We start from the raw sequence: 22247 nt of genomic DNA, 5'->3' as shown, positions 1-22247 counted from the left end.
TTTCATTAGCAATCGGCGACAACACCAAGCGACCCTATACATAGGCATTGGTCACGATTCGCAAAACCACACAAAACGACGCCACTATCCACAGCAAAATACGCCTTCTCGTTGAGAGAATATCCGGTAAACACCTTCCCCAAAAACCCGCAAGCAACTGATTTTAAAAGACGAATCACAAAGAAAAATTTCTCTGGACAGGCGCCCCATCCATAGGTATATTTCGAAATACAAGAAGTCCAGTTTTCATTGATCAGGAAGATCCTTGGGAACTATCTGGCGCTGTTGCCAGGTTCAAGAATGGCAAGATGCCGTTCCGAGCTATCCAAGTAGGAGATTACACCATGGCTCTTAATATTATTTCCAACTATGCTGCCAACGTTGCTCACCGTAACCTTTCGGCTTCTGATGAAATGGCGACCCGTTCGCTGTCGAAACTGTCGTCTGGTACGCGTGTTGTTTCCGCACGTGACGATGCGGCTTCCATGGCTATCGGTGCCCGTCTGAATGCAACCACTCAGGCACTCAAAACAGCATCCACCAACGTTGGCCAGGCCAACTCGATGTTGCAGATCGCCGATGGCGGCATGGCAACCATTGATGACATTCTCGTTCGCATGAAAACGCTCGCTGTTCAGTCTTCCTCGGGCAACCTGTCCGATACCGAACGCGGCTTCCTCAACGACGAATTCACCCAGCTCCGTGACGAGATTGATCGTATTTCGTCCTCGACCAACTTCAACGGCATTCAGCTGCTTGGCGATGGTGGCGATGTTGCCCTTAACTATGCCGATCTTGATACCGGTGGCTCTGGTGCGGCACTGACCCCGGCAACCGGTTTCAGCGGCTTTGGCATTACCGATAACAATCTGTGGGCATCGGACGGTGAACAGGACGGTGTAACCGACAACAACTTCTCGGTTTCGATCAACGAAGTTACCGTCGGCGGTGGTGGCACCCAGATCATCATGACCGTTACCGCAAATATCGACTTGACTGCCGGTGCTGATGCGCCGCTGACCCAGTCGATTGATGTGACCGATTACCTGACCGGTGGCAGCAAAGCCATGACCGCAGGTGATACCGGCACCCTGAACTTCGACCAGCTTGGCCTGACCATCGACATCAACGATAACTTCACCGATAACGTTGACGTTGTTGGGGCTGGCGTTGGCGGGGCGAATGACTTCGGCACAGCAACCGGCTTTACCATTGGTGGTGCGGTTATTAATACAACGGCTAGCACGGTCAACATGGCTGCCAATAGTGGTCAGCAGTTGCCCGCAAGCATCGACTTCCAGGTCGGCGGTGGTAACACAGCAAACGACCGTCTTGGAATTACCCTGACGGCAGTTGACACTGCAACCTTGGGCACGGGTGCCGCTGGTACCAGTACGGCCCTGAATGCTGCTACTGTGGACATCACCACGGCCGCACGTGCCCAGGCGACTGTTGAAGTTGTCACAACCGCGATCGACGATCTGCAGCGCGCACGTGCTGCGATTGGTACCTACCAGAACCGTCTGGACTTCGCCGGTCAGAACCTTGCTTCTACGCAGGAAAACACTGAATCGGCTCGTTCCACCCTGATGGACCTTGATGTTGCTGCCGAGATGACTGCGTTCACCTCGAAACAGATTCTGGTTCAGTCTGGTGTTGCGATGTTGGCTCAGGCAAACCAGATGCCGCAGAACCTGCTGCGTCTGCTGCAGTAATCCGGATATCCGAGGAAGGATGGGAGTTTACCTCCCATCCTTCATCCGGATTATCCTTTGTCGCAAAGGCGGCATAGGAGGGTCAGATGGAAATTGTAAGCGCATATCAAAACCAACGTTCTGCAGGATCAGTTTCTGGTTCAGCACCTACTGCGTCAAACAATGCAGCTGGCCAGTCTGTTTCGATTTCAGCAAAGCCTTCATTCGACACCAAAGGCCCCGCTCAGGCAGATGCCGGACACAGACTTCAAAAAGCTTTGTCGTCACTTGATATCCCTGAACTTGCCGATGCCAATGCCCGTATCGAACTGAACTTCAATCAGGATACCGGACGTGTCATCGCCAAAGTTACGGATCGGTCAAACGGCGAAGTTCTTCGTGAAATTCCGTCAAAAGAGTTGCAGCATTTATTCTCGCAAATCCGGGAATATCTTGGCAGTATCATTGACGAAGAAATTTAATTCAGCGATCGGGCTTTCCGGAAAAGGCACGCTTCTTGCGTAGAAAACCGTGTTAAGGCAAGAAGTGCAATAGTTGCCTACCGACGTGCCCAGGGAGCTAACCAAATGAGCAGCGTAAACCTGAATAACATCTATGTTGGCGACAACGGCCGAATCCAACTTTCGGGCGGATCTTCGAACATCGACTTCGTTGATGTTGTCGACAAGATGATCGCTGCACGTCGCATTCCTGCGGACTCTCTGGAAAAACGGATTGAGTCCAATGACGACAAACTGAAAGCTCTGAAAGATCTTCAGAAATTGATGGGGACGCTCAAGGATTCCATGGCGAATCTTTATGGGGCGACCAGCTTTGACAAATCGAAGAATATTTTCGAGTCAAAACAGATATATGCATCGACCGACAGTTCGACCACTGCAGGCGAGTTGATCGGTATCACCGCATCCAATGCTGCGGCAACCGGCTCCTACTCTTTTGAAGTCGATCAAATCGCGACCAAACACAAGCTTTCAAGTGACACGATTGGTGTCGCAGCTGGCGCAGATGCGACAGGAATATCCGGTACAGGCCAATTTACGATTACCGGCGGCACAGGAAGCTCGCAAATTACCGTGAATGCTGGTGATACCTTGCAGGATATTCGCGACAAGATTAACAACCTCAAGGACAGCACAGGCGTTCAGGCCTCTGTAATCAAAGTCTCGCCGACGGAAAGCACACTGATCTTTACTTCGACATCAGAAGGCGAAGACAATCGGATTTCCTTTAGCGATGACACTGGTGCAGTTCTGCAAAATCTTGGCGTTCTAAGTGATCCAACTACCATCAACGCGGCAAACGTGATTGATGGTGGAAACAATGCCCTGATCAAACTTGACGGGGTTACAGTTAGCCGTTCTTCAAACGAGTTTTCGGATCTTGTCGACGGGCTGAGCATCAGCCTTTATGATGCGGAACCCGGAACAAAGATCAAAATAGATGTTGAACAGGACTTGAATCAGGCCAAAACGGCCATCGTGGGTTTTGTTGACGCATATAATGCCGTGCAATCCTTTATCAACGAAAAAACATTTGTTGATCCGACCACAGGCGAGGCATCCGAAGATGCTACTCTGCTGGGCAATTCGACAGTTAAAACCATTGAATCCGCGTTACAGCAAATTGCAGGTTCATTTGCCCAGGGCGTGACCGACAGGGCCGACAAGGATGATTATTCGGTTCTGGCTGAAATCGGCATTGATTTTATTGCGTATGGCACGAACCAGGATCCATTGCTCAATAACACACTGCAGATTGACGAAACCAAACTGAACGATGCCCTTCTTAAAGAGCCCGATGAAGTCATGGAGCTCTTCCTGTTCCGCAGCAAATCCGACAATTCGGATTTGACCATGACAGGCTTCAGTGGGAAAACTAATGCTGCGGAATACAGCTTCAATATAGATGCATCCGGTGGCACACTGAATAGTGTTACATATGATATTACCGTTGACGGTGTTACAACCACAGGAAAGAGCGCCACGATTAACGGGAATACCATCACAACAGTCGATGGTTTACGACTGATCTATAGCGGTGATGGCAATGCCGCAAGCACCGCAACAGTGAACACAACCAAAGGCATCGGGGCTCAGATATTTTTCGAACTCGATTCGCTGTTGAAAGATGAATCCGGCACCCTAAGCCAGGAAATCACTGCACTCGAAACCCAGAACACATCCTATCAAGACAAGATTGATCGGATTGATGAGCGTCTGGCAAGCCAGCGTGAAAACCTGATGGACCGGTTCATCAACATGGAAACTGCCTTGGCCCGCATGAAGAACATCCAGAGTTCTCTCGATGAATTGATGGCAGCGGGCAAAGATAATAATTAACTTTTTGCTGACATACATGCACACTGACAGGACGCCTAGCAGACCAAGGAGTGTAGCATGAACGAACGTGCAGCACAGACGTACAAGAATCAGCAAGTCAATACAGCATCCCCCGCCAAGATGGTTTTCATGCTGTTTGAGAAGACGCTGTCGTGCTTGCAGGAAGCTCTTCGCGCGATCGAAGACAAAGATATCCAAAGACGCTGCAATGCCAATTGCAAGGCACAGGAACTTATTGCACATCTGTCGAACACACTGGATATGGATCAAGGTGGTGAAATCGCTGCCAACCTTGAACGTTTATATACCCACTGTATGATCCGGTTGATTGATGTTGATCGCCACAATAGCGCCGACGCGGCAAATGAAGTTATCCGCCTTTTGACGCCTTTGCGTGATTCCTGGGCCGCTCTTGCAGACAAAAGTGAAGACGATATGCGCCAGGCTATTATGGCAGTTCAGCAAAGCCAGCCTCGTCCACAAACGCAACCTGTTCCGCATCAGCGTTCCCACGCATCTACTGACGAGAATCAGAATCGGCCGCGGCCTTCCGGTTTGTCAATTTCTGCCTAGATTTACTTGGCGTAGTACCGTGTCCGCGTACCATTTCAAGCCCCCACTCGGGGGCTTTTTTGTTGATGACGTTTAAGGAAAAGAAAGCCCGGCAAAAAATACCTTCTGATTGAGCCATAGACCAAGTAGCTGTTTTATATACAGTTTCTTAACGCTCAAAACTGGCCCGTCTTTTGCAGATGTTGTGACACTGTTTTAAGAAGGACCATGTCATGAACAGCTCTGCGATTATCAGATCGGCATCTCCAACCGTATCCATTCCGGGCCAAACTGCGTCTGCCAGCAGCGACGTATCCTTTGGCGACGTGATGGAGCAGATCACTGACAACTGGGCAGAACGCAACGCCCAGGTCCAACATGACACGGCAAAAAATGCCCAGGCACAAATCCGCGAGAATATAGAGGCAAGACGCAGCGACACCGCAAACAGCAAGTCGCGCGATGATTATACCAAACCCGATGCACCGCGGACCAATACCCCTGTCAATAATGATGACCGTGATCGTTATGACGATGTCAACGCAGCGGACACCGGTGATGATGCCAACCCGGCACGTGATGTAGCCGATAAAAAGGGTGACAACACACGCGACGATCTGGATGAAACCAAAACGGCACCAACGAATGATCCCAAAGAAGCTTCTGGCGGGCAGAATGAAGAAGCGGCCAATGCCGATCAGCCTGCGAAGGTGAAAGACGAAACCGTCGCTTCTGCAGATCCTGCTTCGCAAGATGAGCAGACGATTGATCCGAATATGGTCGCGGTACCCGCTATCAATCCGGCTGCTCCCCCGCAAACATCTGGAAGTACGGTTACGCGAACAGCGACGGGAGTCGCAGAAACAACGGCTCAGCCTGTTTCAGCAAATCCGGCGCAGAATGCCGAGGGCACTACCGACGGATTGATGAATTCCACCGCCCTGTCGCAACCCGCAGCGGGTGCAACGGCAAAATCTGCTCTTAACGGTCTGGATGGAACCGGCTCCGCTGCCGACGACAATGACAGCTTTATCGCCAAGGTCGTTGATGCCATGAGCGGCGAAGGTAATAGAAAATCCGGCACAAAAACAGAGAACTCGGGCACCAGCACCAGTGCTGCGAACGCAAACAGCAGCGCGGCTCAGCAAAACCCTGCTTCGACGGGTAATGCGACGGCTGCGAACGGCACCAGTCAGGCCGCTCAGCAGGCAATGGCTGCTGCGGCAAATGTGCCGAATATGCAACCAGGCGTACAGGCACAGACCGCAACGACCGGTAATGCAGCAACAACCATCAATGCAACCGGATCAGGCGAAAGTACAAGTCAGACAGCCAATGGAACGCTTACCGGCAACAGCAACCTGACCCAAGGCAATTCTGCCGGGCAAACCGCGCATACGGCGCGCAGCGCCCCCGCCCAGCAGGTGCAACAGCAGGTCGCGGTTCATATCCGCAATGCCGCCAGCGAGGGTGTGGACAAAATTTCGGTTCAACTGCGCCCCGAACATTTGGGGCGGGTCGATGTGAAACTTGAAATCAGCCATGATGGCCGTGTTCAGGGCGTCATTCAGGCCGATACACGCGAAACACTCGACATGCTCCGTCAGGATTCACGTGCTCTGCAACAGGCGCTCAAGGATGCTGGCCTGAACGCAGACAGCCAAAGTTTCACCTTCGAGCACAGGAACGAAGGCGGCCAAAGCCAAGAAGGCAACGGCCAATCCAGAATGGCAAACAATTCTGGCAGCATGCCTGATGAAGGCGATGTCATGAGTGGTGCCGAGCTCGCTGAGCATGTCGCGATTGGCTATGGGATAAATCCCAACGGCCTCGTTGATATCCGGATTTAGGAAAGGTAGGGGAACAGGACCATGACCGTTTCATCAACTACCAATATTGGCGTGGCAGGAAACAATACAAATGCTGCCTCCAGCAGCTCCGCCAGCCAGTTGGCCCAGAACTTCGACACGTTCCTGACGCTGTTGACTACCCAGCTCAAGAACCAGGATCCGACCTCGCCGATGGAAAGTGACAAATTCACCGACCAGCTCAGCCAGTTCGCCCAGGTGGAGCAAGGAATCCAGAGCAACAAGAACCTTGAAAACCTGCTTGCGATGCAAAGCCAGCAGCGTCAGCTTTCCGCCCTGTCCTATGTCGGGGCAGAAATCGAGGCTGTTGGTGATACCAACTGGCTCGAAGAGGGTGGCGAGCTCAAATACAAATACAACATCTCGCCAGAAGTTCCGCGCCTGCAATTGCAGGTTCAGGATCAAGACGGCAAGACGGTTTATTCCGAAGATCTCACCGACATTTCCGGCCTCCAGAACTTTACCTGGGATGGCAAAAACAATAGCGGCGTCGCGCAGGCCGAAGGTGCTTATACCCTCGTGCTTAAACCGATGGCAGCCAACGGTGATACGTTCAAGGACGAAAAAGGTAAACCGGCCTCGATGGCGATTGGCATCATTGGCAATGTCGACAGCGTCGATATTGGTGATGACGATATTTATCTGCGTATCGGTGACGTTTCTGTACCGTTCGGAACGCTGACCAACGTCAAACTTGGCGCGAACAGCACGGATACCGGAACCGAAACCGGCGACAACAATAATGCCGGAACAGACGAACAGGACGAAGCAGCCTGAGGGCTTTCATCCGGATTTTGATCAACACCCTGTAGGTGCAGGAGAAATACAATGAGCCTTTTTGGTGCTATGATTTCCGGTGTATCCGGCCTGAATGCCCAGTCGCAAAACCTGGGCGTCATTTCGGATAACATCTCGAACCTCAACACGGTTGGTTACAAGGGTACCGTCGGGCGTTTTTCAACGCTTGTCACGGAATCTGCGACCAACACCCGTTACACCCCTGGTGGTGTGCGGTTCCATCCGACGGCCCTGATCAGCAAACAGGGCCTGTTGCAGGCGACCTCGTCAAATACAGCCGCAGCAATTTCCGGTGATGGTTTCTTTGTTGTCCGTGATACGAATACTCCCGGTTCAGACAACGAGATTTTCTTCACACGTGCAGGTGATTTCAAACCGGATGATGACGGCTATCTGCGCAATACCGCCGGATATTACGTTCAGGGTTGGGCGACGGATCGTAACGGTGGTCTTCTTGACCCGACCGGAACGGCAACGACGTCGAACAGTTCGGCGATCTCTGATTTGCAGGTTCTTGATATCAACTCGATCCTGACAGCAGCGGCGTCAACCACAACCATCGAGTTCGGGGCAAACCTCAATGCCAACGAAACACCGCTGACCGGTGGGTCGAATGTTTCGACAACGTTGGGCATCAACGGGACGGCTGCCCTTGCCGGTCAGGCCGGTATTGCCGCCGGTGACTCTTTTGATATCACCTATAACGGTACCACCACGACAATAACGATAACCGGCACGGATACGCTGGCAGACATCGCGACAAAAATCAGCGCGGTGACGGGCGTCAGTGCGACGGCCACCACAACCGGTGCCAACGATACCCTGACCATTAACGGTTCGTTTGCCGATCAGGATGTTGTGATTACCAACAACAACAACACCCCTCTGACCGCCCTTGGCTTTACAGGCCCGTTCCCGGCGACACTGGCAGCAACCTATACAGGAGGTAATCTGGCGTCAGGAGCTGTTGCTGAAAACAACAGGATGCCCGTGACAATCTATGATTCCCTTGGCTCGGCACATGTTGTCGAATTGCAGGTTATCAAACTCGGCCAAAACCGCTGGGGGTTTGAACTGACAGGCAGCACTGGTGCGGACGAACTTGATCCGACCCTTCATCCTAACGGATTGATCCAGTCCGGTATCATTACCTTTAACGGTGATGGTAGCCTGCGGACCTTTACCGATAATGCCGGAACAACAAATCTAGTGGATCAGGATATTGCTGTTAACTGGAGCAATGGTTCAAATGCGAACCAGATCACAATTGATCTCGGTACAGTTGGCCTGACGAACGGTATCACGCAGTTTGGTGCAGGTTCGGACTCGAACGGTAACCTCGTGGAGTATGACACCCGCTTCATTAACCAGAACGGTGCGCAGGCAGGTTCGATGGTTAACTATGGCTTTACCGAAGATGGCTTCCTTCAGGTCGAATTTGCCAACGGCGTAAAACGCCCGATTTACAAACTGGCGATCGCCACCTTCGAGGCACCTGACGAGATGGAAAACCATACTGGCAACGTTTATCGCCAGACACGTGAATCGGGTGACTATCTGCTGCGTGAGCCGGGTCTGAATGGTGCAGGTAACGTTGTGGCATCCGCGCTTGAATCGTCGAACGTCGACCTTGCCGAGGAGTTCACAAACATGATCGTGACCCAGCGCGCCTACTCGGCAAACACCAAGACGATCACCACGACCGATGAAATGCTCAGCGAGCTGATCCGTATCAAACAGTAATTGATTGAGGCCATCGGGGCGGTTTTCCTGCCCCGATGCACTGCATGTTTACAGGGACTCGCCCGGCTTTTTTCAGCCGGGCTTCTTTTTTGGGAACAGAATACCTACATAGGGGGCAGCAGATTGAACGCGCCAAAGATTCAAATGATTCAAATCGCTGGCGAATTTTGAACACATTACTGGGCAATAATTGCCGGTTGTTAACCTGTTCTTCAATATGCGCTTCTATTCGTTGATGATACTGGTAGCTATTGTGCGGACATCTGCCGGTATTGGGGACAGTGGTAACAATCGATCCGGAGCAGTCGAACGTGGGCGGTTTATTGCAAACGCTTAAAGGTCTTGGACCGACACGCCTGATGGCAATCAGTGGCGTCGGGGTGTTGCTGCTTGTGTTTTTTGCATTCCTTATTCTGCGTGTTTCGGCACCGAATATGGAGTTGCTATATCGTGATCTGAACCCGGCGGATGCGAGCCAGATCGTCAACCGTCTCGAAGAACAGCAGGTTTCCTACCAGCTTCTGAATAACGGCACCGAAATTCTTGTTCCCGCCGATCAGGTCAATCGCATGCGCCTGTCAATGGCGGAAAGCGGGTTGCCGACCGGCGGCTCCGTCGGGTACGAAGTGTTCGATAGTGGCAGCGGCCTTGGTGCAACAAGTTTCGAACAGAACATTAACCATGTTCGCGCCCTTGAGGGCGAATTGGCCCGTACCATAGCCTCCATACAGTCCGTTCAACAGGCCCGTGTACATCTGGTTTTGCCCAAACGTCAGATGTTCTCGCGCGAGACCCAGGAAGCCAGCGCATCAATTGCAGTTAAAATGGCCGGTGGGGAACTTAAACCCGAACAGGTTATAGCGATCCAGCATCTTGTTGCTGCGGCTATTCCCCAGCTGACACCAAGCAAGGTTTCCATCATTGATGAACGCGGTCGTCTTCTGGCGCGTGGTCAGGGTGAAGAACAATCTTCAACCTTCCTGACCCAGACCGCAGATGAGATGCGCATCCGCAACGAAACGCGTCTGCGCAACACGATCGAAGATCTTCTTTCCCGGTCCCTTGGCTATGGCGAAGTTCGTGCCGAGGTGTCGGTCGAAATGGACTTCAACAAGGTGACGACAGCGGACGAGCGATTTAATCCCGACGAACGGGTGGTGCGCTCTAGCCAGACGATTGATGAAAACTCGACCAACAGCGAGACAGAGGGTGCAGACCCGGTTACGCTGCAAAACAATCTTCCGGATCCCAATCTTGGTGGAGCACAGGGTGCAGGCACCAACAGTCAGGAAACCCGTTCCGAGGAAACTGTCAATTACGAGATTTCCAAAACCACGACCACCAAGGTCAAGGAAATCGGCGAAATTTCGCGTGTGACTGTGGCGGTTCTGGTCGATGGCACCTACACAACAGATGAAAACGGCGAACGGCTTTATCAGGAGCGCTCGCCTGAAGATCTGGAAAAGATTGCGGCCCTCGTTCGTAGCGCAATCGGTTATGACCCGGCGCGCAGTGATCAGGTCGAAGTGATCAATATGAGATTTGCCGATACAGCAGACCTCTTCGCGGATGAAGCTGTCGAAACATTCCTTGGTCTTGATAAGGCTGAAATCTTCCGCATCGCAGAAATGCTGGTGCTGGCGATTGTCGCGATCCTCGTGATCCTGCTGGTGGTTCGACCGCTGCTGACCCGTGCGTTCGAAACACTACCAAGTGCTGCCGACATGGCACAGCGCCAGTTGCTGTCTGAAGACATGTCCGCAGACGGCACCCCCGCATTGACAGGCCCATCCCCCGTACCGATGGCGCCGGGGATGAGTGATGAAGGCGAAGAACTGATCAACCTGTCGATGGTCGAGGGCCGGGTTAAAGCATCTTCGGTCAAGAAAATTGGTGAAATTGTCGAAAAGCACCCGGAAGAGGCCCTGTCGATCATTCGCAACTGGCTTTATCAGGAAACCTGATATGCCTGAAGGTTCATTCATGGGCAGGTTGGCATAAGGCCACCGGCCTGCTTGTCGCACAAATCAAACCAGCGGTTCGATATGACGGCCATTGAAAAATTCAAATTCTCGCTCAGTTTCGATGATGCCGATAACGTCATTCGTTCGTCCGGTTCGGATGATGAACATTATTCTCTGGGCAAAAAGAAAAAGAAGAAAGAGGACGAAGCCCCGCCTCCGCCTCCGGCGGTTTATACCGAAGAACAGGCCGCCCAGATGATTGCAGAGGCCGAGGCAGCTGCGCGCGAGGCCGCCGACGCAGAAGGCTTTGCGCGCGGTGTCGAGCAAGGCCGCGCGGAAATCCAGTCATCCCTGCAACAAGCTTTGACAGATACGTCCGCACGACTTGCCGAAAAACTTGCGCAAATTGACGAGCAGCAGAAACGCGCCAATGCCCGCATCAACGAGGATGCCATTCATGTTGCCGTCGGCATCATGCGCAAAATCGCCCCAGCCTGGTCAAAACAGTTCGAACTGACTGAAATCGAAAGCATAGTCCGTCAGTGCCTTGCCAATCTGTTCGATGTTCCCAAGGTGATCGTTCAGGTCCACCCCGATATCAGCGACATGGTTTCCGAAAGTGTTGAAAAAATCGCACAGTCGCGGGGTTTCTCGGGTAAGGTCGCGGTTGTTGGCGAGCCCGATATTGATCTGGGTGACTGCCATGTATCGTGGGGTGACGGAACGGCTGTGCGGGAAACCAAACGCATCTGGGCCGAAATCAACGATATCGTCGAACGTGTTCTTCAAAATCATAGCGACGAGCATGAGTTTGAAGAAAATGACATGGGCGATCCTGATGTCCAGAACACCCGGCTTGCCGACCTTCCGCCCGCCCCCCGCCCGGCAAGTCCAGAAACCCCGTCGACGAAACCGGAAACAACCGTTTCGGGGCATGATTTGACACCAACCGATGCGACAGAACCTGATACTTCCGAAATGCAGGCCGCCCCGACAGGTGATAATCATATCGGGGATGGTGGAACCGGATCACACCAAGCCGGTCAACCGACAGGCCAGATCGAAGAAGGTCATGGCACAGAACAGGTTAATATGCCAACATCCCCCCAGGATGATGCGTCGCACACTCAGATCCGGGATGAGGAGAAAAGCGATCCGCGACAACAGGATGGGAACCCGTTGCAGGAAGATCGTAAACCCGATACCCGGGACGAAACAGAAGCCGATGTGACGCAGGAAGCTCAAGGATCAGGAGACGAAAATGGCCGATGATGACGATCTTGAACTCTCGGAACTCGATAATGATGATATCGAGCTAGAGGGCGAAGGTACCGAACTTCTGGCCGCCGCCGAGATCGGCAGCGATGCCATGAAGACATCCAAGGATCTCGAAGCGGTTTACGACATTCCCGTTCAGGTTTCGGCAGTCCTTGGAAAAGCAACCATGCAGGTAAGCCAGTTGCTAAAACTGGGGCGTGGTGCAGTCGTAGAGCTTGACCGCAAGGTTGGGGAAGCTATTGATATTTATGTAAACAACCGTCTGGTCGCACGCGGCGAAGTGGTGGTTGTCGAAGACCGTCTGGGGGTAACCATGACGGAAATCATCAAGTCCGAGAAAAACTAGTCTTTTGAGAGGATGAGCGGGTATGGCGGACGGGGGGACTAAAACGTCGTTTGATATCGCGACGGTTGCGGGGCTGGCTATTGGCTTCGCACTTATTATCGCGGCGATCGTATTGGGGGGATCGCCCGGGGCATTTATTGATATTCCATCCGTTCTGATCGTGATCGGCGGCACGGCTGCGATTACCGCTGTGTGTTTTGCGCTGGGCGAATTCCTGGGGGCTGGCAAGGTTCTGATGCGCACGATTTTCCACAAATCGCGCAACCCTGCCGATGCTGCCCTGCAAATCCTGCAACTGGCTGAAATCGCCCGCAAGGGCGGGGTCCTGTCGCTTCAGGGGCATCTCGACAGTCTGCAAAGCGAGGAATATCTTTGGAAGGGACTGTCGCTTGTCGTCGATGGCACACCACCCGAAGAAGTCGAAGCCATCATGCGCAAGGACATGAACGCCACCATCGGTCGCCACCAGAAAGGTGCGAACATCATGAAAAAGGCTGGCGATATCGCGCCGGCCATGGGGCTGATCGGGACATTGATCGGTCTGGTGCAGATGCTGGGCAACCTTGATGATCCGTCCTCGATCGGGCCGTCCATGGCAGTTGCACTTCTGACGACTTTCTATGGTGCTGTTCTGGCAAACATGGTTTTTATGCCGCTTGCTGCCAAACTTGAACGCAACTCGGGCGAAGAAGAACTTTTGAATTCGGTCTATATGGTGGGGGCCGTCTCCATCGGGCGACAGGAAAACCCCCGTCGTCTGGAAATGCTGATCAACTCCATCCTGCCCCCGTCAAAACGGGTCAGCTATTTCGATTGATCGGTGAAACCCGCCAATTGAAATTGCCATTGGGAACGAAGCGGAAAGAGATGAGACTATGCAGGTATTGATCGTTGGTGGACTGGGCGGTCAGATCGGCGCAGCCAGCAAGATCGCGATGGCACGCGGCGCAACAGTCCAGTTGGCCGAAAGTGTCACAACATCGCTGAATATCCTGCGCGCAGGCAACCGGATCGATCTGGTCATGGCCGACATCACCCTTGATGTCGCGGCCTTGATCGAAGCCATGCATCGTGAACGGATCAATGTACCGGTTGTCGCGTGTGGCATCGGCAATGACGTCAATGGTGCGGTCAATGCCATCAAGGCCGGTGCCCAGGAATTCATCCCCCTGCCCCCCGAAGCCGACCTGATTGCCGCCATCTTCGAGGCCGTTACCGAAGAAAGCCATGCCCTGATCCATCGCGATGCCCGCATGGCAGAAACCCTTCGTCTCGCAACCCAGGTCGCCAACAGTTCCGCCTCCATCCTGATTACGGGCGAAAGCGGTACCGGCAAGGAAATCATATCGCGCTTTGTTCATCGTAAATCCAACCGGGCGGACAAACCATTCGTTGCCGTGAACTGTGCCGCGATTCCCGACAACCTTCTTGAATCCGAACTGTTTGGCCACGAAAAAGGTGCGTTTACCGGCGCACAGGCCCGACGCATCGGAAAGTTTGAAGAAGCCAATGGCGGTACCCTTTTGCTTGATGAAATCAGCGAAATGGATGTCCGCCTTCAGGCAAAGCTGCTGCGCGCCATTCAGGAAAAGGAAATCGACCGTCTGGGCGGTAAAAGCCCGGTCAAGGTCGATGTCCGTATTCTCGCGACCTCGAACCGCAATCTTGAGGCCGAAGTCAATGCGGGCAACTTCCGTGAAGATCTTTATTTCCGCCTGAACGTCGTCAATCTCGATATTCCTTCGCTGCGCGAACGGCCTGACGATATTCCGGTTCTGGCGGAATTCTTTGTTAAAAAATATTCCGAAGCCAACGATGTGCCGATCCGCCCGATCAGCCCGCTGGCAATCACGCGTTTGCGTAGCCATCATTGGCGTGGCAATGTTCGCGAACTTGAAAATACCATGCACCGCGCCGTCCTGATTGCCGGTCCGACGGAAATCGGCCCTGAAGCCATCATGCTTTCGGGTGCCGGAAGTAGCGAACCGGGCTGGCAGTCTGCTCCGCCCCCCGAAGCAGCGGCACCTGCCCCGGCTCCTTCGCAGCCAGCCCCCAGTGCGCCGTCCCGCGCAAGTTCGGCCTATGCCAATGCCAATGCGGCTTATGGTGGTGCGGCCTATCGTCCGGTTCCCCCGGCACAGCAGACACCACATGCACCTGCCCCGCTCCCTGGTCATCACGACGATTATGCAGCACCCTGCCCGGCAGCACCGATCGACCATGATGCGGATAGCGCCGATCAAACCAACGCGGATTCATCGGTCACGGCAGCCCTGGTCGGTCGCACGGTTGCAGATGTCGAACGCGATCTGATCATCGATACGCTGAAACATTGCTTTGGCAACCGCACCCATGCGGCAAACATTCTGGGCATTTCGATCCGCACACTGCGCAACAAGCTTCGTCAATATACCGACGAAGGCCTTGCCGTGCCGCAACCTGGCAATGGTCAGGACTGATTATTACAAAACGACCGGTGCACCCCATATCAGAAGAAGGGATGCATTCCCGGGATCGCGCAACATAGGGTAACCAGAAGTCAACATGGCCGACGGTCGAGACATCACACCGGCAGGATCTGACGGGTCGCAAGGCCCCCAAAGCGCAGGCGGCCTGAATATGGCTGGTATCCAGTCACGCGTCCGGTCGGCCATGAAACGTGGCGATATCGCCATGGCGCTTGGCTTCATCCTGATCCTTGTGGTCATGATGTTCCCAATGCCGCCCTGGCTGCTCGACTTCCTGCTCGCCCTGTCGATCAGCTTCTCGGTGCTGATCCTGATGACGTCGCTATTCATCCAGAAACCGTTGGAATTCAACTCTTTTCCGATGATCCTGCTGGTCGCGACGTCGCTTCGACTGGCGCTAAACATTGCAACCACGCGTCTGATTCTGGGCCATGGACACGAGGGCACCCATGCTGCCGGTGCGGTGATCGAGGCATTCGGCAGTTTCCTGATCTCGGGCAATTTCGTGATCGGGATTATTGTTTTTGCCATCCTTGTGATCATCAACTTTGTGGTTATCACCAAGGGTTCCGGTCGTATCGCCGAAGTCGCTGCACGTTTCACCCTTGATGCCATGCCCGGTAAACAGATGGCGATTGACGCCGATCTGTCATCGGGTCTGATCAACGAAGCGCAGGCCAAGGCACGCCGCAAGGAACTGGAAGACGAAAGCTCGTTCTTCGGTTCCATGGATGGTGCATCCAAATTCGTCCGCGGTGATGCGGTTGCAGGTATCCTGATTACCTTCATCAACGTGATCGGCGGCATTATTATCGGCACCGCCCAGATGGGCCTATCACTGGCCGAAGCCACTGAAACCTACACGATCCTGACTGTTGGCGATGGTCTGGTGTCGCAGATTCCCGCCCTGATCGTCTCGACGGCCGCTGGCCTTCTTGTCACCAAGGGCGGCCTTGACGGCGCAACTGAAAAGGCCGTTTTCGGACAGGTAAGCAATTACCCCGCAGCTCTTGGTGTTGCCTCGGCGATGATGGCCGGCATGTCGCTTTTGCCGGGCATTCCGATGGTCTGGTTCCTTGGTCTGGCGATTGTGCTGGGCTATCTTGCGTGGCATTTGGGCCGAAAACAGAAAGAAGCCGCCGCCAACGCCCAGATGGAAGAAGCCCAGACCGCCGCCGATGCCGCAGGCCCGCCACCCGAAGAACCGATCGCCAATGCGCTTCGCATGGATTATGTGCGGCTTGAACTGGGATATGGCCTGCTGTCGCTGATCAGCACCGAACGAGGCCAGAAACTGACCGATCAGATCAAGGCACTACGCCGTCAGCTGGCGACCGATATGGGCTTTGTCATGCCCAGTGTCCGTATTCAGGACAATATGCAGCTTCCCGCCAACACCTATGTTCTGCGCGTCAAGGAAATCGAGGCAGGCCGTGGCGACCTTCGTCCCAACATGCTGCTGGTGATGGATCCGCGCGGCGAGGAAATCACCCTTGCCGGTGAAAAAACCATGGAACCGACCTTCAACCTGCCGGCCATGTGGATCGAACAGGGCATGAAGGAAGAAGCCATGTTCCGTGGCTATACCGTTGTTGATCCGCAAACCGTGATCACCACCCATATTACCGAGGTGATCAAGGACCACATGCCCGAACTTCTGTCCTATGCCGAAACCCAGAAGCTTCTGGACGAGCTCGACGACGACCAGAAAAAACTGGTCGAGGACATTGTACCGGGTCAGGTTTCCGTTGGCGGGGTTCAGCGCGTTCTGCAAAACCTTCTGACCGAACGCATATCGATCCGCGATCTGCCGACCATCCTTGAAGGGATTGCGGAATCCACCGCCTTTACGCGTAATCCGACCTTCATGACCGAACATGTGCGATCCCGCCTGGCACGACAGTTGTCGGATGTGAATACCAACCATGATGGCGTGATCCCGCTGGTGACCCTGTCACCGCAGTGGGAACAGATATTTGCCGAAAGTCTGGTTGGCTCTGGCGAGGAAAAGCAACTTTCGATCCCGCCAAGCCAGCTTCAGGAATTCATCAACAAGGTTCGCACCACGTTCGAGCGACTTGGCATGATGGGCGAAAGCCCGGTTCTTTTGACCAGTCCCGGCATTCGTCCTTATGTCCGATCCATTGTCGAACGGTTCCGGCCCACCACGGTTGTCATGTCGCAAAACGAAATCCATCCCAAGGCCCAACTCAAAACCATGGGGCAGATATGATGATCCGTTGCGAGGGGACAGCATATGCGCCTTAAGACGTTCAGCGCCCCGACCATGACCGAGGCGATGGCACTGGTCAAAGAGCATATGGGATCGGATGCCATTATCGTATCGACCCAGGATATCCCGGGCACGGGCGTGCGGCTGACCGCGGCCCTTGATCGTGATCCGGATATGGATTTCGATATCGCGGATCAAGGCCCTCCGGGTCATCAGGAACTGTTTGATCACGCACAAGAGGCCCTTCTCCGTCATAATCTGCCCGAACGGCTGCGTTTGCGGCTTTGTGATCTTATGGGCCGCGAAAGGGGTGCCACTACCGCACAGCAATTACTGGCATCGGCACTGGACGAGATTTTTGATTTTTCGCCGTTGCCGGAAAAAAACACGCCGCGTGCCTTGGCCTTTGTCGGCCCGCCCGGTTGCGGCAAAACGCTGGCGGTTGCCAAAACTGCTGCCCGTGCGGTGATGAAAAAGCGAAAAGTCGCGGTTCTGACCACCGATTACAAACGCGCAGGCGGTGTTGCCCAGCTTGAGGCATTCACCCGTATCCTGAACATCAATCTGTCCCTGGTCAAAACACCCGAAGAATTCAAAGCCCAGTTTGCCCGTATGCGGGATGCCGACATGGTTCTGGTCGACACGGCAAGCTGCAATCCCTATGTCGATGCCGACATCAAGGCACTGGGCGATTTCATGTCCGTTGTGCCAAGCGAACCCGTACTGGTCAATCCCGCCGGGATTGATGCCGACGAATGTGCCGATATCGCCAATGCCTTTGCCGATTGCGGCGTTGCGCGCATGGTGATTTCCCGACTGGATGTTGCATCGCGCCTTGGCGGCGCGTTATACGGTGCAGATTCAGGAAATCTTTCCCTTTGCAATGTCAGTATGACGGCCCAGGTCGCAGACGGTCTAACCGCAATAAGCCCCGTCGCCCTGGCCAAACTTCTGATACCGTCCCATCGCGCCGAGAACGCGAAACCGAGTTTCTCCGAGGTCGTGAAATGACTGCCAAGTCTGATGAAGTATCCAAAACTGCTCCGCGCGCCAAAGGCCGCAACGTCCTTGCCATCGCATCTGGCAAGGGGGGCGTGGGCAAGACCTGGTTTGCCATTACCCTGACCCATTCGCTGGTGCGCGAAGGCAAAAAAGCCCTGTTGTTTGATGGTGATCTTGGCCTTGCCAACATCGACATCCAACTTGGCCTGATGCCCAAACATGATCTGGGCGGGGTCATTTCCGGACGGATCGGTTTGCGCGATGCCGTGACCCCCTTCCCCGATGGCGGCTTTGATATCATTGCCGGGCGCAGCGGATCGGGCAGTCTTGCCAATCTGCCCGTGACCCGTCTTCAGGCCTTATCGGACGATTTGATCCAGACCGGTAAAAGTTACGACAAGGTCCTGATCGACCTTGGCGCGGGTGTTGATCAGGGTGTGCGTCAGATGACCAGCCTTGCCAATACGGTGATTGTCATCACCAACGGTGATCCGACATCGCTAACCGATGCCTATGCCTTTATCAAAGTCACACATATGGCGCGGCCCAAAACCGATATCCGGGTGGTGGTCAATATGGCCAAGGACCGCAAGGAAGGCGAGGCGATCTACAACAAGCTTCTTAAAGCCTGCGAAGGTTTCCTGAAAATCAGCCCGCCGCTTCTGGGTGTTGTGCGTGCCGATCCGCGTGTTTCCGAATGCATTCGGTCACAGACCCCGCTTCTGATGCGCCATCCCAATTGCGATGCCGCCCACGATATGGAAGCGATCACGCAAAAGCTGCTGGAGGGCTGACGCCATGACTCTCCCGCCACAAGCCGTAACACCAGGCACTGCCGTTGGCGGTCAGGGCGGTGCGACGGCCGGCGGGGCATCGGGTACACCACAGCCGCCTTCTCAGGTCAGTGCTGCCCAGCAGGTCGCCAATGCCATTGCCAAACTGCCGGTCGAAAGCCTGATTCAGGCGTCCGTTCAGTCGCGTTCGGGTAATGAACTGACCCTTCTGACCAGTCTGGGGCAGGTTAATATAAAACTGCCAACACCCCTTCCAGCCAATCTGGGGGACTTTCTTTGGGTGCGGATCATGCCCCAGGGACAGCCGCAGCAGGGCAGCGATCCCGCAGCCGCCCTTCGCCTTCAGGTGCTGCCGCAAACGCTGACACCGGGCACAACCGGAACTGGCGGCGGATTGCCGACCACCGGGATCAATGGCAACGTTCTGATCCCCGGCCAAGCCTTTAACGCCATCACAACAAGCAGCCTGACCCTGCCCAATGGCAGTCAGTTACCCGCCGGAAGCCAGACACAGGTTATCTTTGTCGGTCAGGGTGCCGTCAGTGCCGGCAAGGCCGCCCAAATTACCAACATGAATGCAACCGGCACCATGCCGCCCGCTATAACAACCGGCGGCGCGCTGGGAACGCCATCGGGTGCGGGTATCTCAGGTCAGGTTGTCGCAGGCGGTACAGGTGCGGCCGGAACAGCAACCCCGCTGGTGCTGACCGGGACGGTTCTGCCACCCGATAGCGCAGAAGCCCGGATGTTGCCGAACGGCTTTACCGCCCTTCGCACATCTGCCGGTGTTGTTGGCATCAAATTGCCGGTTCCAGCCCCGGTTGGTGCGACCCTGTCGTTTAGTGTCGATGCCAATACCGCCGCCGGACGCGGCACTCAAGCCCCTCCGATGACAGAGGCAGAATTGATTGCACGCGGGCAGAACGCCGCCCTGTCACGTGACTGGGGCAGTTTGCAGCAGGCGGTGACCGCACTGGCACAACACGATCCGGGCGCGGCGGCGGCGCTTCTGAACAATATTCCGCAGGCCGGACCGAAACTGACCACCACGATGATGTTCTTTTTTGCCGCCATGACCGGCCCCGGGGGAACAGCACGCGGCTGGTTGGGGGATCGCGCCAGCAACAGCCTGTCATCGATTGACGGGAACGGCGACGATATCCTTAAAAAGCTCGAAGGCGATTTCAGCAGATTGCGGGGCATGGCCGCCGACGAACGCCCGGATGGCTGGCGTGTGATGCCGATGCCATTTCAGATGGGGGAACGCATCGAACAGGTTCGTCTGGCATGGCGACATGGCGACGACGAAAACGAGAAAGGCGAAAGGGAAGAACCCGGCACGCGCTTTCTGCTCGACCTGTCTTTCAGCGAAGTCGGCCACACCCAGCTTGACGGTCTGGTCAAAGGCGAAGACAGCAAGTTCGATTTGATCGTGCGCACTGAAAATCCACTGCAATCTGATAATCGCGACGATATTCGCGGCATCTTCCGCGAGGCTTTGCAAATCTCCGGCTACAAGGGGCATCTGATTTTTCAGGATGGCTCGCGCTTTGTTGAAATTGCCCCGCCGGTCAACGAAGCAGTTGTCAACCGGCATCGCGGGATTGACGCATAAGCGGCCATTCGCCCCACCTGACCCGGAAAAGAAGCCTTTTCGTTCCCGAAAGGCGGGGGTAATCTTGATTATCAAACGAATAAACGCAGGTAGGCCTGATGCTGGAAATATTTGAACGTCGAAACCTGTTGCTGACAGAACATAATCCCGGTGCACAGCTTGATTATGTCGTGACGTTGCAAAGCGAACTGAGCGGATGCGAAACCGTGTTTCCGGCCCGTATGACCCTGCGTTATGTCCCGGACCGCCTGATCATAAAACCCGATTGCCTTGCGGAATATTTCGCCGAAATCGCGCGTATCCCGTTTGATAATTTCGAAACCGCAGCCGTGCTTCTCATGGAAGATTTCAACAACGAAATCATTCCGCGCTGGATCAATCTGCGCCTTGACAAGCAAAAGGCCGACAATGCCAGCGTCCAGCACCACGAAGCCGCACTCGAAGACCGGCAGCCGAAATGGCACAACCCACGCCTTCTGGACCGGTTGGAACGGTATTGATCCAGACTTCACACACAGGCGATCACCTCAATTTCCACCAACCAGCCCGCACTTAATGTTTGTGCTACGATTGTTGTGGTTGGAACAACACGACCGTTAAGGGCCTTAACGCGTGCCTCCTGATTGGCATGCGTATAAGCAGGATCACGCAGATAGCTGGTCGTTCTTACAACATTATTAATCGACATTCCCGCATCGGCGAGAATAGCCTTGATATTTTTCCATACTAGAACGAGTTGCTCGTCGATATCAGCGCCGGGCACGCCATCAAGACGAAGCCCCATTGTTCCACTGACAAACAAAATACTGTTCAGTCCGTTAATCTTCATCGCATGAACATAATCTGATGTTGCCGGATAAATTTTCCCTGACGGGTTACACTGTTGCATCTGCATTTGCTTGTCCTTTCTAATGTTCAGAAATTGAAGAATATGCAGTATTTAATTTGGCAAAAGAGACAAATTACGGAACATGGTTAATTATGAATAATCTTCAGCAAAATAATTTACCGGGGCAGCAGCTCGATACATTTGACCGAAGAATATTAGGCGCGCTTGTCGAAGACTCGTCACAAACCTATGCCGAACTAGGACGAATCGTCGGCTTATCGGCTCCTGCTGTGCATGAACGGGTCAAACGCCTCCGCCGTCACGGCATCATTGAGCGTATGTCGGCAATTTTAAACGGCCCGGCCATCGGCAAACCTATGGTTTCCTTTGTACATGTAGATACCGATGGCTGGGGAAAAAGCGAGCGGATGATGAAAATAGCCAACTTCCCGGAAGTTGAAGAAATTCATTCCGTTGCGGGCGATACCAGCGTGATCTTGAAAGTGCGCACTACAGACGCCCATGCACTGGAGGTTTTGCTTTCACAGCTTTATATTCTTCGAGGAGTTAAAACCACGCGCAGCTATGTGGTTTTATCTACATATCTGGAACGCACGATACAGGCAGAAGTCACCCAGGACTGGCCTGAAATAACAATACCGCCCGAATAACAATCGGATGCCATGCAAGAACTTCGGGAAAG

At 54.0% G+C, this 22247-nt stretch carries 19 protein-coding genes; 18 read left to right on the top strand and 1 reads right to left on the bottom strand.

Features of this window, described 5'->3' with window-relative positions; translation table 11 throughout:
- Positions 1 to 344 precede the first annotated feature (344 nt).
- The 17 genes from ABIE64_RS15850 (at position 345) to ABIE64_RS15770 (ending at position 21215) form a co-directional block, all read left to right on the top strand.
- Positions 345 to 1715 (top strand): flagellin N-terminal helical domain-containing protein, encoded by a 1371-nt coding sequence (locus ABIE64_RS15850; RefSeq protein WP_071241087.1) that lies wholly within the window; start codon positions 345 to 347, stop codon positions 1713 to 1715.
- Between the two features lie 86 nt (positions 1716 to 1801).
- Positions 1802 to 2176 (top strand): flagellar protein FlaG, encoded by a 375-nt coding sequence (locus tag ABIE64_RS15845; protein ID WP_071241088.1) that lies wholly within the window; start codon positions 1802 to 1804, stop codon positions 2174 to 2176.
- A 105-nt stretch (positions 2177 to 2281) separates the two neighbouring features.
- Positions 2282 to 4054: a flagellar filament capping protein FliD gene (fliD, locus tag ABIE64_RS15840; RefSeq protein ID WP_071241089.1), complete on the top strand. Its 1773-nt coding sequence runs from the start codon at positions 2282 to 2284 to the stop codon at positions 4052 to 4054.
- Between the two features lie 57 nt (positions 4055 to 4111).
- A complete protein-coding gene (gene fliS / locus ABIE64_RS15835; protein WP_071241090.1) occupies positions 4112 to 4627 on the top strand; it encodes a flagellar export chaperone FliS in 516 nt (171 codons plus the stop codon).
- 212 nt (positions 4628 to 4839) lie between these two features.
- The gene (locus tag ABIE64_RS15830) at positions 4840 to 6456 is read left to right on the top strand and encodes a flagellar hook-length control protein FliK (protein ID WP_071241091.1); all 1617 of its coding nucleotides are present in this window, start codon (positions 4840 to 4842) and stop codon (positions 6454 to 6456) included.
- Between the two features lie 21 nt (positions 6457 to 6477).
- On the top strand, positions 6478 to 7251 hold the full coding sequence (locus ABIE64_RS15825; RefSeq protein ID WP_063095162.1) for a flagellar hook assembly protein FlgD: 774 nt from the start codon (positions 6478 to 6480) through the stop codon (positions 7249 to 7251).
- Between the two features lie 51 nt (positions 7252 to 7302).
- Complete coding sequence (locus ABIE64_RS15820) at positions 7303 to 9015, top strand: flagellar hook protein FlgE (RefSeq protein WP_071241092.1); 1713 nt, start codon at positions 7303 to 7305, stop codon at positions 9013 to 9015.
- A gap of 311 nt (positions 9016 to 9326) precedes the next feature.
- Positions 9327 to 10979 carry a flagellar basal-body MS-ring/collar protein FliF gene (fliF, locus tag ABIE64_RS15815; RefSeq protein ID WP_083379450.1) on the top strand — a complete coding sequence of 551 codons (1653 nt, stop codon included), beginning with the start codon at positions 9327 to 9329 and terminating at the stop codon, positions 10977 to 10979.
- An 81-nt stretch (positions 10980 to 11060) separates the two neighbouring features.
- The gene (locus ABIE64_RS15810) at positions 11061 to 12251 is read left to right on the top strand and encodes a FliH/SctL family protein (protein WP_071241093.1); all 1191 of its coding nucleotides are present in this window, start codon (positions 11061 to 11063) and stop codon (positions 12249 to 12251) included.
- Entirely contained in the window at positions 12241 to 12603 is a 363-nt protein-coding gene (gene fliN / locus ABIE64_RS15805; protein ID WP_007091338.1) for a flagellar motor switch protein FliN, read from the top strand. Before ABIE64_RS15810 ends, fliN begins: the two co-directional genes overlap by 11 nt.
- 22 nt (positions 12604 to 12625) lie before the next feature.
- Entirely contained in the window at positions 12626 to 13420 is a 795-nt protein-coding gene (locus ABIE64_RS15800) for a motility protein A (RefSeq protein WP_007091337.1), read from the top strand.
- A gap of 58 nt (positions 13421 to 13478) precedes the next feature.
- Complete coding sequence (locus ABIE64_RS15795) at positions 13479 to 15062, top strand: sigma-54-dependent transcriptional regulator (protein WP_354377924.1); 1584 nt, start codon at positions 13479 to 13481, stop codon at positions 15060 to 15062.
- A gap of 85 nt (positions 15063 to 15147) precedes the next feature.
- Positions 15148 to 17304: a flagellar biosynthesis protein FlhA gene (gene flhA / locus ABIE64_RS15790; protein WP_007091335.1), complete on the top strand. Its 2157-nt coding sequence runs from the start codon at positions 15148 to 15150 to the stop codon at positions 17302 to 17304.
- Between the two features lie 24 nt (positions 17305 to 17328).
- On the top strand, positions 17329 to 18315 hold the full coding sequence (locus tag ABIE64_RS15785) for a flagellar biosynthesis protein FlhF (RefSeq protein ID WP_354377923.1): 987 nt from the start codon (positions 17329 to 17331) through the stop codon (positions 18313 to 18315).
- The gene (locus tag ABIE64_RS15780; RefSeq protein WP_037989531.1) at positions 18312 to 19100 is read left to right on the top strand and encodes a MinD/ParA family protein; all 789 of its coding nucleotides are present in this window, start codon (positions 18312 to 18314) and stop codon (positions 19098 to 19100) included. Before ABIE64_RS15785 ends, ABIE64_RS15780 begins: the two co-directional genes overlap by 4 nt.
- Before the next feature lie 4 nt (positions 19101 to 19104).
- Positions 19105 to 20715: a hypothetical protein gene (locus ABIE64_RS15775; RefSeq protein ID WP_354377922.1), complete on the top strand. Its 1611-nt coding sequence runs from the start codon at positions 19105 to 19107 to the stop codon at positions 20713 to 20715.
- Between the two features lie 98 nt (positions 20716 to 20813).
- On the top strand, positions 20814 to 21215 hold the full coding sequence (locus ABIE64_RS15770; protein WP_007091331.1) for a hypothetical protein: 402 nt from the start codon (positions 20814 to 20816) through the stop codon (positions 21213 to 21215).
- An 8-nt stretch (positions 21216 to 21223) separates the two neighbouring features.
- Here the strand turns inward: ABIE64_RS15770 and ABIE64_RS15765 are convergent, their stop codons facing one another.
- Positions 21224 to 21610 carry a RidA family protein gene (locus ABIE64_RS15765; RefSeq protein ID WP_007091330.1) on the bottom strand — a complete coding sequence of 129 codons (387 nt, stop codon included), beginning with the start codon at positions 21608 to 21610 and terminating at the stop codon, positions 21224 to 21226.
- 86 nt (positions 21611 to 21696) lie between these two features.
- On the opposite strand from ABIE64_RS15765, the gene ABIE64_RS15760 reads away from it, so the two are divergent.
- On the top strand, positions 21697 to 22215 hold the full coding sequence (locus ABIE64_RS15760) for an Lrp/AsnC family transcriptional regulator (protein ID WP_007091329.1): 519 nt from the start codon (positions 21697 to 21699) through the stop codon (positions 22213 to 22215).
- Positions 22216 to 22247 lie beyond the last annotated feature (32 nt).

Source organism: Thalassospira sp. MBR-102, assembly GCF_040549275.1.
Classification (GTDB): domain Bacteria; phylum Pseudomonadota; class Alphaproteobacteria; order Rhodospirillales; family Thalassospiraceae; genus Thalassospira; species Thalassospira xiamenensis.
The sequence above is the reverse complement of the archived record's forward strand: the minus strand, read 5'-3'. Positions and strand labels throughout refer to the sequence as shown.

Excerpts from the sequence above, each read along its gene's own strand:
- ABIE64_RS15850 (WP_071241087.1), top strand. The coding sequence starts at position 345 with ATGGCTCTTAATATTATTTCCAACTATGCTGCCAACGTTGCTCACCGT.
- ABIE64_RS15845 (WP_071241088.1), top strand. The coding sequence starts at position 1,802 with ATGGAAATTGTAAGCGCATATCAAAACCAACGTTCTGCAGGATCAGTT.
- fliD (WP_071241089.1), top strand. The coding sequence starts at position 2,282 with ATGAGCAGCGTAAACCTGAATAACATCTATGTTGGCGACAACGGCCGA.
- fliS (WP_071241090.1), top strand. The coding sequence starts at position 4,112 with ATGAACGAACGTGCAGCACAGACGTACAAGAATCAGCAAGTCAATACA.
- ABIE64_RS15830 (WP_071241091.1), top strand. The coding sequence starts at position 4,840 with ATGAACAGCTCTGCGATTATCAGATCGGCATCTCCAACCGTATCCATT.
- ABIE64_RS15825 (WP_063095162.1), top strand. The coding sequence starts at position 6,478 with ATGACCGTTTCATCAACTACCAATATTGGCGTGGCAGGAAACAATACA.
- ABIE64_RS15820 (WP_071241092.1), top strand. The coding sequence starts at position 7,303 with ATGAGCCTTTTTGGTGCTATGATTTCCGGTGTATCCGGCCTGAATGCC.
- ABIE64_RS15810 (WP_071241093.1), top strand. The coding sequence starts at position 11,061 with ATGACGGCCATTGAAAAATTCAAATTCTCGCTCAGTTTCGATGATGCC.
- fliN (WP_007091338.1), top strand. The coding sequence starts at position 12,241 with ATGGCCGATGATGACGATCTTGAACTCTCGGAACTCGATAATGATGAT.
- ABIE64_RS15800 (WP_007091337.1), top strand. The coding sequence starts at position 12,626 with ATGGCGGACGGGGGGACTAAAACGTCGTTTGATATCGCGACGGTTGCG.
- ABIE64_RS15795 (WP_354377924.1), top strand. The coding sequence starts at position 13,479 with ATGCAGGTATTGATCGTTGGTGGACTGGGCGGTCAGATCGGCGCAGCC.
- flhA (WP_007091335.1), top strand. The coding sequence starts at position 15,148 with ATGGCCGACGGTCGAGACATCACACCGGCAGGATCTGACGGGTCGCAA.
- ABIE64_RS15785 (WP_354377923.1), top strand. The coding sequence starts at position 17,329 with ATGCGCCTTAAGACGTTCAGCGCCCCGACCATGACCGAGGCGATGGCA.
- ABIE64_RS15780 (WP_037989531.1), top strand. The coding sequence starts at position 18,312 with ATGACTGCCAAGTCTGATGAAGTATCCAAAACTGCTCCGCGCGCCAAA.
- ABIE64_RS15775 (WP_354377922.1), top strand. The coding sequence starts at position 19,105 with ATGACTCTCCCGCCACAAGCCGTAACACCAGGCACTGCCGTTGGCGGT.
- ABIE64_RS15770 (WP_007091331.1), top strand. The coding sequence starts at position 20,814 with ATGCTGGAAATATTTGAACGTCGAAACCTGTTGCTGACAGAACATAAT.
- ABIE64_RS15765 (WP_007091330.1), bottom strand. The coding sequence starts at position 21,610 with ATGCAGATGCAACAGTGTAACCCGTCAGGGAAAATTTATCCGGCAACA.
- ABIE64_RS15760 (WP_007091329.1), top strand. The coding sequence starts at position 21,697 with ATGAATAATCTTCAGCAAAATAATTTACCGGGGCAGCAGCTCGATACA.